We start from the raw sequence: 12,841 nt of genomic DNA, 5'->3' as shown, positions 1-12,841 counted from the left end.
AATTCAGCATTCTCAAAACCGCACTAAACCGTATCCATTCTAGAGACTCCGGTGGAAGTGCCCGCAGTGCCCAGACTGCCTGCCATGCCGCTTGCATCCTTGACGAAGCCGCTATATGCCTCCATTCCGTGCTCGCCAATGTCCAGACCCATGAGTTCTTCTTCTTCAGAAACTCGAATGCCCAGAATTGCCTTCAGCGCGATCCAGAAGATAGAAGACAGCAGCACCGTCATACCGCCAACCGAGATCGTGCCAAGGAACTGAATCCAGAGCTGTCCCAGACCGCCCCCTGCAAACAGGCCTGCAGCCGGACCTGCAGCATACAGCGCACCGGGAGCATCGCTCGGACCCACTGCAAACAAACCGACTGCCAGGGTTCCCCAGATACCATTGGTCAGGTGAACTGCAATGGCACCAACGGGGTCATCGATTTTGATGCGATCGAAGAACATTACTGCAAACACGACCAGAATGCCGCCGATCGCGCCAATAAGTGCAGCCGCAGGAATTGTAATGAAAGCACAGGAAGCTGTAACCGCTACCAGACCTGCCAAAATGCCGTTGATGATCATGGAGAGGTCGGGTTTGCCCAGCACCAGCCAAGCCACGATCGTTGCAGCCACGCCACCAAACGCACCGCCCGTATTTGTAGTTAGAGCAATGTGAGCAATCAGAGAACCATCACCCACTGCCATGGTTGAACCCGGGTTGAAGCCAAACCAGCCCAACCAGAGAATTAAAGTTCCCAAGGTGGCGATGCTCATGTTGTGACCGGGAATCGCATTGGGCGAACCGTCAGCGTTGTACTTGCCCAGCCGCGCACCGAGGAACGCTGCACCCATGAGAGCTGCCCAGCCGCCAACTGCGTGAACGACCGTTGAACCCGCAAAGTCGAAGAAGCCAAGACCAGCAAGCCAGCCGCCGCCCCAGATCCAGTGACCTGTGATCGGGTAAGCAATTCCCACTAGCAGCAAGCTGAAGATCAAGAAGTCAACAAACTTGATGCGCTCTGCGACTGCACCGGAAACGATCGTTGCCGCCGTCCCTGCAAACACAAGCTGGAAGAAGAACTTAGCTGCTAAAGGCACGCCCGTCCAGTTGAGCGAAGTGTAAACGCCCTGGTAAGCATCTGCGGTTGCAGGGCTGTTATCTGCACCAGAGAGGAAGAACAGCCCACTTGTGCCAAAGAAGGGGTTGCCATCGCCGAACATGAGACCGAAGCCAATGAACCAGAAGGCGATCGTCGAGAGAGCGAACACAATCAGGTTCTTTGCCAGCACGTTAACAGCATTCTTTTGGCGGCAGAAGCCCGTTTCCAGCATACAGAAACCAGCGTTCATAAAGAACACCAGCATCCCCGCAATCATCACCCACATCGTATCCAAGCCGACTCGCAGCGAGGATTCGAGTTCGGTGAGCTGAGCAGCAGAGGGAGTTTGTGCCGAAGCAGAGAAAGAAGACATCAACACCAGAATTCCAGCCAGGGGAAGGCAGGCTTGCAGGGAAACCGGGAGCCGACGAATCTTTTTGAAGTATTTTTGGGCGTAGTAAGCGACTTCAGATCTAGCCCAAGATCTAGCCAAAGTATCAGCGATCGATCGCTTGTTGCGAGTTCTCATTCGCCTGTGCGCTAATTTAGACATTTTACTGGACGTTCCTTCAGCAAGTGAATGCATCAAATCCGGCACTCTGTGAGCGATTCACAGGGCACAACTCATTCAGATAAGGGAGCAACCTAGCCCCGAATTGAACCTCGAAAGGGTAGAGGCACAGACTGAGGCATTGATTTCTACCGATGCAGCTAAACCAGTTATTCGCAAGACGAAGACGGCAGGGAACTTTAGAGTTACCCCACAGCAATCAATTCACAGCGATTTCACGGAAACTGCAAAATCTATGTTTCAAATTGCACCAATCTTGTTGAAGTAATTCTGTATAGGAGAATACAATTGCTAAGCGTGTTGCCCCACAGCCTATGTAGCGCAAGGCTTTTGAAGCTAAAGGAAATCTTAGACTTCCCCTAGAAAATAAGCAGACGCTCAATCCGTTTACCTCAGATCTGCTGGCGATCGCCTGCAATTTGGAAACTTTCGGAGACTTTCGCAAGTCTGCTCGCAAACCTGCTAGTGATCGAGCTGCTCCCGATAAATTGTTTCATCCTGCTGCCGCCAAGCAGGGTCAACAATACAGATAAAAATCAAGTCTTCTGTTCCAAGATTTGCGATGTACTGCTTTGCGTCGGGAGGAATGTAGATCGCATCCCCCGGCTCGACAGCTTGCACCTCGTCATCAATGTGCATTTCACCATTCCCGCTCAAGATGTAATAAACCTCGGACGTTTTGAGCGAGTGAGGAATTGAAACCTGTCCGGGGGAGACGATCGCATGAGCCAAACTGTAGCGCAGGTCGATCGACTGCTTATCGGGATGAAGCAACTCTCGGAGATTGGTTCCATCTCCGGCAATGAATTCTGAGCAATTTTGAAGTTTTTGGATTAGCATCTCACCGCCATTTGCGATTAGCACTGAGCCAATCTTAATTCTGATTAGCGGTAAGCGCGATCGGCATTACCCACAGAAGCGTAGGAACAGGGTTCAAAATCTAGGCAGTTTACCGCTTCTTCAGTGCCTGCCGAACTGGGATGAACAGGACACTTTAGAACGTGAGTGTTAGTAAAAAATTGACAGTTGGCGCAAGGAATTTGGTGCATTCTCTGAGCCGTTTTAACGCTGTCTCTTGCGGCTGCCCAGAGGCTCCAGCCCAGAAGCGCAACCAGCCCCCAGGCAAGCACAAAACAGATCGGCACAAGGATAGGTTGAATTAACTGATGCATCTGAGACAGGGTCAGAAAATAGTAGTGAAGCATAACGTAAAAAAAGACGGTGAGTAACGAGTGGATGACCAACAAATCGAACAAAGAGATTGGAGTGAATCTATTGTTTAATCTAGATTATTCGATTCAAATTGATGAATCAAAATCAATCTAAAAATTAACGCACCAACTTTTCATCGATCTCATTCTCATTTTGTAACTTTTATTAATATTCTTCCTGCCGCTAAAGGCGGAACTCGCCGCTCTAACCTAAGTGAGAACGCAAGAAGAGCAGTTGAGGCAAGGAATCAGGTAAAATCCAGGGTGAGCCATTAATCTGTTCTCAAGGCATCTACAGTTCTATCCGCTTCGCTCTTTTTCCTGCTTTGCTTTTCAAGCCTTGACAACATTAGTATCGAGTTAAAACGAGTTGTAATCGGGTTGAAATCTGAAGGAGCGCGAGGTTCTTCTCAGAATTGGCAGTTTGAAAGAGGGCGATCGGGTTGCAGTTACGGCTGCTCAAGCGTCATCTCAAGCGAGAGTATTTTCAGGAGATTTCCTAAATCCCTCCCACGTGATCGGCAAAGATTAATCCATAATAGAAAGCTGCATTTTGCGACAGAATAGAATGCGACAGAATAGAATAAAGATCCAAAGTCCCATCGGAATACCGGAGTTCTGTGGGATGATGGATAAGTATCTATGGATTGTTGTTGAATTGACAGACAGGTAGCGCAATATGGCACTCCAACTTGGTGATATCGTTCCCGACTTTACGCAAGACTCCACTGAAGGAGTTATCAATTTCCATGAATGGGCAGGGGATGGCTGGGTTGTCCTCTTTTCTCACCCCAAAGATTTCACGCCCGTTTGCACAACAGAGCTGGGTACGGTCGCACGGCTGAAGCCTGAGTTTGACAAGCGCAACGTTAAAGTAATTGCCCTCAGCGTAGATGATGCTGACTCGCATCGTAGCTGGGTAGGCGACATCGAAGAAACCCAAAACGCCCGCATGAACTACCCCATCTTGGCTGACTCCGATCGTAAGGTGTCTGACCTGTATGGCATGATCCACCCCAACGCCAACAACACGCTGACGGTGCGATCGGTGTTCATCATCGACCCCCAGAAAAAGCTGCGGCTCACCCTGACCTATCCTGCCAGCACCGGACGGAACTTCGATGAAATCCTGCGCGTGATCGACTCGCTGCAATTAACCGATAATTACAGCGTTGCGACTCCGGCAGACTGGAAAGACGGCGGCGATTGCGTAGTCGTGCCTTCGATTCCCACCGAAGAAGCAAAACAAAAATTCCCGAAAGGCGTGACTGAAGTAAAGCCTTATCTGCGGATGACCCCTCAGCCTAATAAATAAATGGCTTGAGTAAATGACTTGAGCGATCGGTTTTCCTGAGAAACTGGCTCGATAAAACTTTAGTGTAATCAGGAGTGTGGAAATCCATGCTCCTTTTTTGTATCGTTTTTTGATATGTCTGCTCCAGGCAGTTTTTTGGTACGTCTTGGGTAACATTGCCCTAAATCAGCAGTTTCCTGACTTAGCTTGCGGCATGATTTTCCTTAAATGTCCGCTCAAGACCTCGCTCCCAATGTTCCTGCTCAAACCTCGCCGCACAACGTTTTCGTTCAAACTGTCTCCCCAACCGAGCAGGCAACAGATCTCCTCACAGTTTCTCTACCCGGTGCAGCTTGTGTTTTCCCTGACTTCTATTCTCGTGTTTCCGTTGTATTTTGCTGTGATCGGTGAAGCCTCAACCGCAATGACGCTCATGATTGCCTTCCTCATCGCCATTCTTGCTGGCACGATCGCGCTACTCTGGATGCGCCTGAAAGCTTACCGCAAAGAACGCGATCGATTGAGGGACAGTCTATCTCAGGCGATCGAGCAAACCCAGGTGATGCTGCACACCATTCGCGACGGCGTGATTACTGCCAATGCTCAAGGACGGGTAGAACTGCTCAACCCCGTTGCGGAGCAAATCACTGGATGGCACACCCAGGAAGCCCAGGGACGATCGCTTTCAGAAATTCTTCCGCTTCGGGACTGCAACACCGGGCAGCCTTTGCCCAACCTGATAGCGGATTCCTACGAACAGCGTTCTCTCAGCAATGTTGACTGCGCTGCCCTGCTGCAAACCCGGGATCACTCTGAAAGACGAGTGAACAGTACGCAGGTTGAAATTCACGCTCCAACGGGACAAGTCACTAGCAGCGTGGTAGTTTTGCGCGAAGCTGCTGCAGTTTCTGCTGATGATGTCGTATCGACCTGGCAAGACCGCTATGACGCGCTGACCGGGCTGGTGAACCGACAAGAATTTGAGCATTGTCTTCAGCAGGCGATCGCCCTGACTCAGGCAAATGACCAGGAACATAGCCTGTGTTTTCTCGATCTCGATCGCTTTCGCGAAATCAATCAAGCCTGCGGCTATACAGCGGGAGATGAGCTGCTGCGTCAGGTGAGCCGCCTGCTGCAAAACAAAGTGCGAAGAGCCGATACGATCGCCCGTTTGGGAGGAGATGAGTTTGCAGTTCTACTGTATCGGTGCCCTACCGAACAGGCAATGTATGTCGCGCACTCGCTCTGCGAAGCCATCGAAAAGTTCTGGTTTGAATGGGAAGGGCAGAAGTTTTCGGTGGGAGTCAGCATCGGTTTAGTCAGCCTTGCTGCAAAGTCAGATGCCGCAAGCGCAATCAGAGCAGCAGATAAAGCCTGTGCGATCGCGAAGACGCAAAATCGGGGCGGGGTTCATTTCTATCAGAACGACTAGCAGGAACTTCTGCTGAATTTCACAAGCTGTCAACTTGCCCAATTTGCTAAGCTCCACAATAGGCAATCAGGTCAATTTCTACATCGCCAAATCCGGCAAGGGCAGTTACACCGATCGCCGTTCTGCCGGGAAAATTGCCGCTGGGAAAGTAAGATGCATAGATTTCATTCACGGTAGGCAGATGACGAAAATCCGTGAGAAACACCCGCGCCATTACCACCCGATCGAAGCTGCTGCCTGCCTGATCCAGCACCAGTTTTAAGTTTTGCATCACACGGTGGGTCTGGTCTTCGATGGAGCCGCGATCAACCTGACCTGTTTCTGGGTTTTGGGCAAGCTGCCCGGTGACAAACAAAAAATCCCCTGCACGTACCGCATGACAGTAGGGCGAAACAGGCGGCAGTACATTGTCGGGTAGATTAATTCGTTCAAACATAGTCGTCTGCTTTAGTAATCTGCTCAAGTTACAGGAGAGGGTTTACCAGAGAGGATGTTCTGGGAAGATCCAGGATGCTCCCTTCGCCTCCAAACCCTTTGCCTTGCAATTATCGTACTTTAGCCAGGAAATAAAGCAGGAAATAAAGCCGCGATTTTGCTTGAATTGATTGCAGCGCCCAACTTAGAAATAAAAATCGATCGCTTATGATGAGTTTGACGATTCAAGATGTTGAAAGAGCCAAACTTCTAACCCACCTCCTCGTCCTGATACTCGTCCTGATATAGGAGAACCCTAGCTCTCCTCGCCCCCCAAGTCGGGGGAAACCGAACCATGGCACAGCACCATCACTCAGCTTCAAAATTCCCAAAAGTTGACCTGTTCAGGGAGCGGCAGCACTTTTAATCCTTCTCAAACCAGTTCTAAGGCTGCTGTGCCCAGTTAGGCAGTGACCCACTAGCGGAAGTTAAATTAAACCAACGCTTCTCACTTTTTCGCAATCCCATTGCTAAGTTTCTTTTCGCAATTTCTTCTCGTAACTTCTTTTCGCAGTTTTTGAGGACTCGCTGTGAGTTTCACGATTCAAAACGCATTGATCCCGCTCGCATCAGGCTATGCAACCGTTGATGTCCGCATTGAAGCCGATCGCATTGCTGCTATTGCGCCCCATCTAGAGCCTGTCGGAACAGTAATTGATGGACAAAACAAGCTGCTCCTGCCGGGATTTTTCAATGCTCATACTCACTCTTCAGAATTTTGGCAGCGCGGCATGATTCCGCCTTATCCGCTCGAACTGTGGCTGGCAGAACTCTACGACTTTACGCTGTTCAGTCCAGAGCAAATTTATCTCAGTGCGCTGGCAACGGCAGCCGAGACACTGCTGTCGGGCGGAACCTGCGTAGTTGATCATCTGGTGCTGATCCCCGGACAGGAGGAAGAGACGATCGCTGCTGCCGCCCGTGCCTATGAAGAAATTGGCATTCGGGCGTTCATTGGTCCGCTGATTCAGGATGCTTCGCTGACCGAGAGCATTCCTTCGGGGGGGAAATTGCTTGAGCATCAGCCCTATGCTCGAACAACCCAAGAGACGCTATCGCTAATGGAGCGGGCGATCGATCGCTTTCACCGACCAGAAGCCGGAATTCATCTCATGCTGGCTCCAACGGGAATGCAGCTCTGCTCAGACGCGCTGTTTGAGGGCTGTGTGACGTTGAGCGATCGGTATCAGCTTTGCTGCCATACTCACCTGCTCGAAACCAGAGCACAGCAATTGCTTGCCCAGGAGAAATATGGATATAGCGCAGTTCAGCACTTAAAGCATCTGGGATTTCTCACGCCTCACACTTCGCTGGCACACTGTGTCTGGCTCGATGATGCCGACATTGAAATCCTGTCAGAAACGCGATCGACCGTTGTACACAATCCCCTGAGCAATTTGCGCCTGGGCAGCGGCGTTGCCCCCATTTTAAAATATCGACAGGCGGGCGTGAATGTCACTTTTGGCTGTGATGGCTCGGCTAGCAACGACGGGCAGGATTTGCTGGAGGCGATTAAGATAGGCACGCTGCTGCACAATGTGACAGATACCGATTATCGCCACTGGATCAGTCCGCGTGAGGCGATCGAGATGGCATCGTTGGGCGGAGCGACGGGGTTAAATCTGGCTGAGCAGACGGGTTCGCTAACCGTGGGCAAAAAAGCAGATCTGGTGCTGTATGACCTGACCAACTTATCACTGCTGCCGCGCACTGATCCGATCGGTTTACTGGTGATGGGCAGACCTGCAAGTGCAGTGGCTCAGGTGTGGGTCAACGGTCAGACTGTGGTGGCAAAAGGAAAAGTTCAGACAATCGACGTTGATCTGCTGCGGCAGGAGATTTTCGATCGCAGTCAGTGGCAGACAAATCGCCAGTCTGCAATGGTGCAGCAGGTTGAGGCACACTATCGATCGGTGATGGGCCTCTTGGATGATGAATCCTGATAATGAATGATTAACGCTCAAACTTAACAATCAACCCACCTGCTCAAGCACTAGCCCTGACGTTCCCGATACGCCTCGATTTGATGAGGAGGCATTTGGGGCGAGGTAGAAGGCGGCAGGTTAAGCGAGGAAGAACCAGGCGAGCGCAGCTGGGGGGCGTAGAAATTGCCATTTTGCGGCGGTAGATTGGGGGTATCTGCTTCCATTGAAGCGATCGCGGCTTGATTTGCACCGATTTCACCGGCATTGATTGGTGATGGTTCCTCAACCCGACGGCTGGCTGCACGAGCGGACTGTTGATGATCCGCGATCGGGGCAACTTCAACTTCAAACTGCTCAAAAACCTCGACTTCCTCGACTCCCTCAATTCCCTCCACTCTCTCAATCTCTTCTATTTCTTCAAATTCCTCAGCTTGTGAGGCAGGCAAACGGGGACGGGTTGGTACTGGAGCTGCCCGCCGACCCGAAGGACGGGTGAAGGCTCCTAGGGCTGCTTTGAAGCCAGCGACGACGCTGCGTGTCGTGATCTGCGCCTGCTTTGCCTGCTGCTTTACCCCGCCCACACCCTGATCCACTTGCTGAGTCATCCGACCCACGTTTTGCACTCCCTCAGTCATATCGTCAGTGAGTTCGGTAATTTCCAGGCTTGTAAGGCGGATTGCTTCCAGGGTGGGCGGCAGTTCTCGGTTGAGGGTGTCGAATAGCTTCTCAGCACTACGAGCTGCCCGCGATAGCTCCTGAAAAGCAGGCAGCGCAGCCATCAGCACGGCGGTAATGCTAACCGCAACTAGCAAAATCGAGAGTCCTAGCCAAAACAAAGGGTCTACCACACTGTTTCCCTATCTCACCAATACTTCTATAAGGCTTTACTATCAAGAATTCACTTCACTCAGCCTGTACCTTTATGCCGAATCACGAACAGAAGGACGGGCTTCGACGACCGCTCGCGTTTCCTGCTGCTCCAAAAGTTGCCGTTCGCGCTGGCTGGCTTCAAGTCCGGCGGAAATCGCCTCCTGTAAACGAGTCAGCGTTTTATCCCATTTGCGTAATGCCGTTTCTGATAGGCGATCGGCTTGAATTTGGACGCTAGTTGAGAGATCTTCTGCCAGTTCCGGCAGGGCATCTGCCGATTTTTTCAAAAACTGCCGGGTTTCTCGACCCGATCGTGGAGCCACCAGTAGCCCACTCACGACCCCAACGACTGCTCCAACCAGCAATCCCCCTACAAATACCCCAGATCCTCCGCCACGGTTTTCTGTCATGGTCATTTCACCTTTCTACTGCATCGATCGACTGAATCGAATCTCCGGTTCAGAATCGCTCTATCTCAAGATTAGACAATTTCCAGACGGTTCGCGCTGTTGTCATGATGCCCCTCGAACGCTAGACCGAATCATACGGGCAAAAAGAGTCAGTCGCTGATTGCGTTGGGCAGGAATGATCGATCGATACTGGTTCCAAACGATTTGTCCTAAGCCAAGCAGGGCAAGCAGTTTCTGCGCTTTCTCAAGCTGAATTGCGGCTTTGCGATACTGCTGACGCGCCTGCGCTACACCGCTCTGTCCCTTGGAGATATTCCTGGGCGCACCGTGCAGAACCTTATGTGTACTGTGTTCGGCAGCAATGAGAGCATCGGCTGCCTTGGCAAGGGTTCGGCGGAGTTGCCAGAGCCGCCAGGCAACATAAAACCCTAGCGAAGCAATCAAAACATTGAAGACCAGAACTGTTATTACCATGTCTACTGGCTCGATCGCACAAATGTCATGCCTAAACTTGATGTCTAGATAATTAATGCCCAGGTAATTAATACCCAGACAACCTGATATCCAGACTATGAATGTCCAGACAACCTGATGCCCAGATAATTAATGCTCGGACAACTTGATGGCCAGACAGCTATGACCAATCATACCGATAGATTTGCGGTCTCAAACAGTATCGATCGGAAATCAACCGCGAGAGAGACCTTTAATTTCAATAAGGCGTTAAGCTTCTCTGAGTTTTACTTTTTAAGTTTTACTTTTTAAGTTTTGCTTTTTGGGTTTTGCTTTATTCACCTGCCTGATTTGATTCATGGAAGATCCGCAGCCTTCTGAACACTTATTAGAGCTATTTGTCTCAGAGTTATTTGTTGACCCCATTGCCGGATCAGATGCGTCGAGAGACAGCAATTCGCCCTCAGCGGCGATCGGCACACAGTCTCAGCCGTTCAAGACCTTATCTCACGCGCTCAGCCAGGCGACTTCGGGCACAATCATCTACCTTCAGCCCGGTCGCTATGACACCGTACAGGGTGAACAGTTTCCGCTGCAGATTCCGGTTGGGGTGGTGGTGGTGGGGGATGTGCCAACGCGGGGCGAGAGGACGACGATCGTTGGGGGTGGCGACTGGGAAAGCTCAATCTTTGGCAGGCAAAATGTGGCTCTGGTAATCGCGGAGCAGGCACAGGTGCGGGGAGTGACCATCACCAATCCCCATGAGAAAGGAACTGGAATTTGGATCGAAGCGGCTACGGCAACGATCGCCCACTGTCGGTTGAGCGGCTGCGGCAGAGAGGGAATTTTTGTCACTGGAGAAGCCACGCCCACGATTCTCAACTGCTGGCTTCTGCAAAATCGGGCAAGTGGGATTGCCTTCACGCGCTATGCCAAAGGAGAAATTCAGCGCAGTTTGTTTTGCCAAAATCGTTTTGGTGTAACGCTGAGCGACTTTGCATCTCCGATCGTTTATCAAACCGAAATCACCGATAACCAGGTTGGCATGGTGCTATCGGGAGCGAGTCGTCCCGTACTGCGGGAAAACCGGATTGCTGCCAACACCGGAGAAGGATTGGTCATTTTTAGTCAGGCGATGCCTGATTTAGGCGATCGACAGTCGCCCGGAGGAAATTACTTTCAGGACAACGGAGATTTCGCAATTCGCAACGTGGGAGCGCAGCTTGTCATTGCAGCGGGAAACCTATTGCATCCTTTGTCTGTGCGAGGGGCGATTGAATTTCGTGCCCTTCAACCCGTGCAAACGGGAGGCTGGGACGCAGAAAGTTTTACAGCGATCGTTCAGCCGCAATCCAGACTCACTTCCGATCCGACTGCGATCAATTTGCCAGAGACTCCGCCCGATCTGGTGAATCACTGGTCGCTACCCTTTGTGCTGACCATTCTCGACAGGCGAATTATGGGCTGTTTTGCCGATCGCACGTTTCAGCCCGATCGACCGGTTTCGCGTGCCCAGTTTGCGGCTGTAGTGGTACGGGCATTTCAGCAGTCCGATCGCTCTCCAAATCGCGGCGTTCGAGATGTGCCTACCGAGCAGGAGGCAGCCGCGCCGATTGCTTCGCCGTTTCCCGACGGGGTGATCGCCCAGGCAGAGCGACTGGGATTTGTCGAACGTGAGGCAGATTTGCACTTTTCTCCAGAACAGCCACTTCCCCGATGGCAGGCGATCGTGGGATTGGTTCGGGGGCGGGGGCTAAGTGGCGGTCGGGCTGAACTGCTGCGGATCTTTCGCGATCGAGCTGAGATTCCCAGCATTGCAGTGTCGGCAGTAGCGACGGCAGTGGCACATCAGCTGCTGATTTTGCCGCAGCGCGATCGGTTAGCTCCGCTGTTGCCAATTACTAGAGCAGAGCTAGCTACCTGGATTTATCAAGCCCTGATTTTACAAGATGAGGCAGAAGCCAGAGAGAGTCCTGCGATCGTAGAGCCTACCAGAGCCCAAGATTGGATGCAGAACCTGGCTGTTCCAACAAGTTCTTTGCTTCAGGTTCCCCGTCTAACGGCTTCAGGTGAAGGGCTACGAGTGGCAATCCACATTGAGATCCCCATTCAGATCCCCCTTGAGATGAGTTCCGACCTGTACTCCGCGCAGGAAGAATCGCCCCTTGTGCAGGCAGGGTTATGGGTGGGCGTACAGGTGGCAGAACACCTCGAACAGGTGGGAGTTGCAGCCGACCTCATTCAGAGCCGGGATCACTCGATCGATTTTGCAGAACGGTTGACAAGGCTACAGCAAACAAAGCCCGATCTGCTGCTTCAGATTTGTCTGGTTGCAGTGTCTCCTGAGAGGGGCGCAATGGGGGTTCAGACGCAGTACGCGCCGTCAGAAAGCCAGCCATATGCTTCGCTGCTGCACCACAAGCTTTTGGGCTCGCTAGATTTGCCCGATCGCGAAGTCGTTCCCCTGCCAGAGCTACCTTATCCGCTTGCCGTACCGATGCTAAAAGTCGAGTTAGGCTTGCTGGAAGCAATGTTGAATCACCCAGACGGAATCAATCGCAGCTTTTGCACCTATGTAGCGATCGCGATCCACCAAGGGCTACTCGAATTCCTTTTAGTTTGAACGTCTTAATTTGAGCGTCTTAATTTGAGCGTCGCGGCAGAATTGGGAATCGCAGTTAACCTCTACCCGTGAGCCAAATAATGGGAAGATAAATTATTGACGATCGATTGAAGTAAAAACAACTGGCATGGCTGAAATTCAATTCTCAAGAGGAATCACCGAAGACGTAATTCCTGATGTGCGAGTGACCCGATCCCGCGATGGCAGTAACGGCAAGGCAACCTTCTATTTTCAAAACCCCAGAGCATTAGCGCAGGACAGCACCGCTGATATCACCGGAATGTATCTGATTGACGAAGAAGGTGAGCTGGCGACTCGCGAAGTGAATGCAAAGTTTGTCAACGGTCAGCCGGACGCGATTGAAGCCACCTACATTATCAGAAGTGCTGAAGAGTGGGAGCGATTTATTCGCTTTATGGATCGCTATGCCGAGGAGCACGGCTTGGGGCTAGACAAGTCATAGCCAGACATAAAAACTTTAGATTCAA

11 protein-coding genes and 1 pseudogene are annotated in these 12,841 nt (G+C 51.4%); 5 read left to right on the top strand and 7 right to left on the bottom strand.

Annotated elements, in window-relative coordinates:
- Nucleotides 1–23 precede the first annotated feature (23 nt).
- The 3 genes from NDI45_RS19335 to NDI45_RS19325 all read right to left on the bottom strand — a co-directional run bounded on the left by NDI45_RS19335 (nucleotide 24) and on the right by NDI45_RS19325 (nucleotide 2,866).
- The gene (locus NDI45_RS19335) at nucleotides 24–1,619 is read right to left on the bottom strand and encodes an ammonium transporter (RefSeq protein ID WP_199296703.1); all 1,596 of its coding nucleotides are present in this window, start codon (nucleotides 1,617–1,619) and stop codon (nucleotides 24–26) included.
- A gap of 504 nt (nucleotides 1,620–2,123) precedes the next feature.
- On the bottom strand, nucleotides 2,124–2,501 hold the full coding sequence (locus NDI45_RS19330) for a cupin domain-containing protein (RefSeq protein ID WP_190793300.1): 378 nt from the start codon (nucleotides 2,499–2,501) through the stop codon (nucleotides 2,124–2,126).
- A 44-nt stretch (nucleotides 2,502–2,545) separates the two neighbouring features.
- Nucleotides 2,546–2,866 carry a hypothetical protein gene (locus NDI45_RS19325; protein WP_242067473.1) on the bottom strand — a complete coding sequence of 107 codons (321 nt, stop codon included), beginning with the start codon at nucleotides 2,864–2,866 and terminating at the stop codon, nucleotides 2,546–2,548.
- A gap of 685 nt (nucleotides 2,867–3,551) precedes the next feature.
- Here NDI45_RS19325 and NDI45_RS19320 point away from each other — a divergent pair.
- Complete coding sequence (locus tag NDI45_RS19320) at nucleotides 3,552–4,187, top strand: peroxiredoxin (protein WP_348248329.1); 636 nt, start codon at nucleotides 3,552–3,554, stop codon at nucleotides 4,185–4,187.
- Between the two features lie 193 nt (nucleotides 4,188–4,380).
- The gene (locus NDI45_RS19315; protein WP_348248328.1) at nucleotides 4,381–5,598 is read left to right on the top strand and encodes a diguanylate cyclase; all 1,218 of its coding nucleotides are present in this window, start codon (nucleotides 4,381–4,383) and stop codon (nucleotides 5,596–5,598) included.
- A 46-nt stretch (nucleotides 5,599–5,644) separates the two neighbouring features.
- Here the strand turns inward: NDI45_RS19315 and NDI45_RS19310 are convergent, their stop codons facing one another.
- On the bottom strand, nucleotides 5,645–6,034 hold the full coding sequence (locus tag NDI45_RS19310) for a RidA family protein (RefSeq protein ID WP_348248327.1): 390 nt from the start codon (nucleotides 6,032–6,034) through the stop codon (nucleotides 5,645–5,647).
- A gap of 568 nt (nucleotides 6,035–6,602) precedes the next feature.
- Between NDI45_RS19310 and NDI45_RS19305 the strand changes: the two genes are divergently transcribed.
- A complete protein-coding gene (locus NDI45_RS19305) occupies nucleotides 6,603–8,015 on the top strand; it encodes an amidohydrolase family protein (protein WP_190791038.1) in 1,413 nt (470 codons plus the stop codon).
- Nucleotides 8,016–8,503: 488 nt separating this feature from the next.
- Here the strand turns inward: NDI45_RS19305 and NDI45_RS19300 are convergent.
- From NDI45_RS19300 to NDI45_RS19290, 3 genes and pseudogenes are all read right to left on the bottom strand, one after another.
- A pseudogene (locus tag NDI45_RS19300) lies at nucleotides 8,504–8,845 on the bottom strand (DUF948 domain-containing protein); the annotation flags it as partial.
- Between the two features lie 72 nt (nucleotides 8,846–8,917).
- Complete coding sequence (locus tag NDI45_RS19295) at nucleotides 8,918–9,277, bottom strand: YtxH domain-containing protein (RefSeq protein ID WP_190791036.1); 360 nt, start codon at nucleotides 9,275–9,277, stop codon at nucleotides 8,918–8,920.
- Nucleotides 9,278–9,379: 102 nt separating this feature from the next.
- Nucleotides 9,380–9,751 carry a hypothetical protein gene (locus tag NDI45_RS19290; RefSeq protein WP_190791035.1) on the bottom strand — a complete coding sequence of 124 codons (372 nt, stop codon included), beginning with the start codon at nucleotides 9,749–9,751 and terminating at the stop codon, nucleotides 9,380–9,382.
- 337 nt (nucleotides 9,752–10,088) lie between these two features.
- Here NDI45_RS19290 and NDI45_RS19285 point away from each other — a divergent pair, with 337 nt between their 5' ends.
- Both NDI45_RS19285 and psb28 read left to right on the top strand, forming a co-directional pair.
- Entirely contained in the window at nucleotides 10,089–12,353 is a 2,265-nt protein-coding gene (locus tag NDI45_RS19285; RefSeq protein ID WP_190791034.1) for a DUF1565 domain-containing protein, read from the top strand.
- Nucleotides 12,354–12,480: 127 nt separating this feature from the next.
- Nucleotides 12,481–12,816 (top strand): photosystem II reaction center protein Psb28, encoded by a 336-nt coding sequence (gene psb28, locus NDI45_RS19280; RefSeq protein ID WP_348248326.1) that lies wholly within the window; start codon nucleotides 12,481–12,483, stop codon nucleotides 12,814–12,816.
- The last annotated feature ends 25 nt before the right edge of the window (nucleotides 12,817–12,841 follow it).

Source organism: Leptolyngbya sp. GB1-A1, from assembly GCF_039962475.1.
Classification (GTDB): Bacteria; Cyanobacteriota; Cyanobacteriia; order Elainellales; family Elainellaceae; genus Leptolyngbya_A.
Note: the sequence above shows the minus strand (reverse complement) of the source record. Positions and strands in the feature narration are given on the sequence as shown.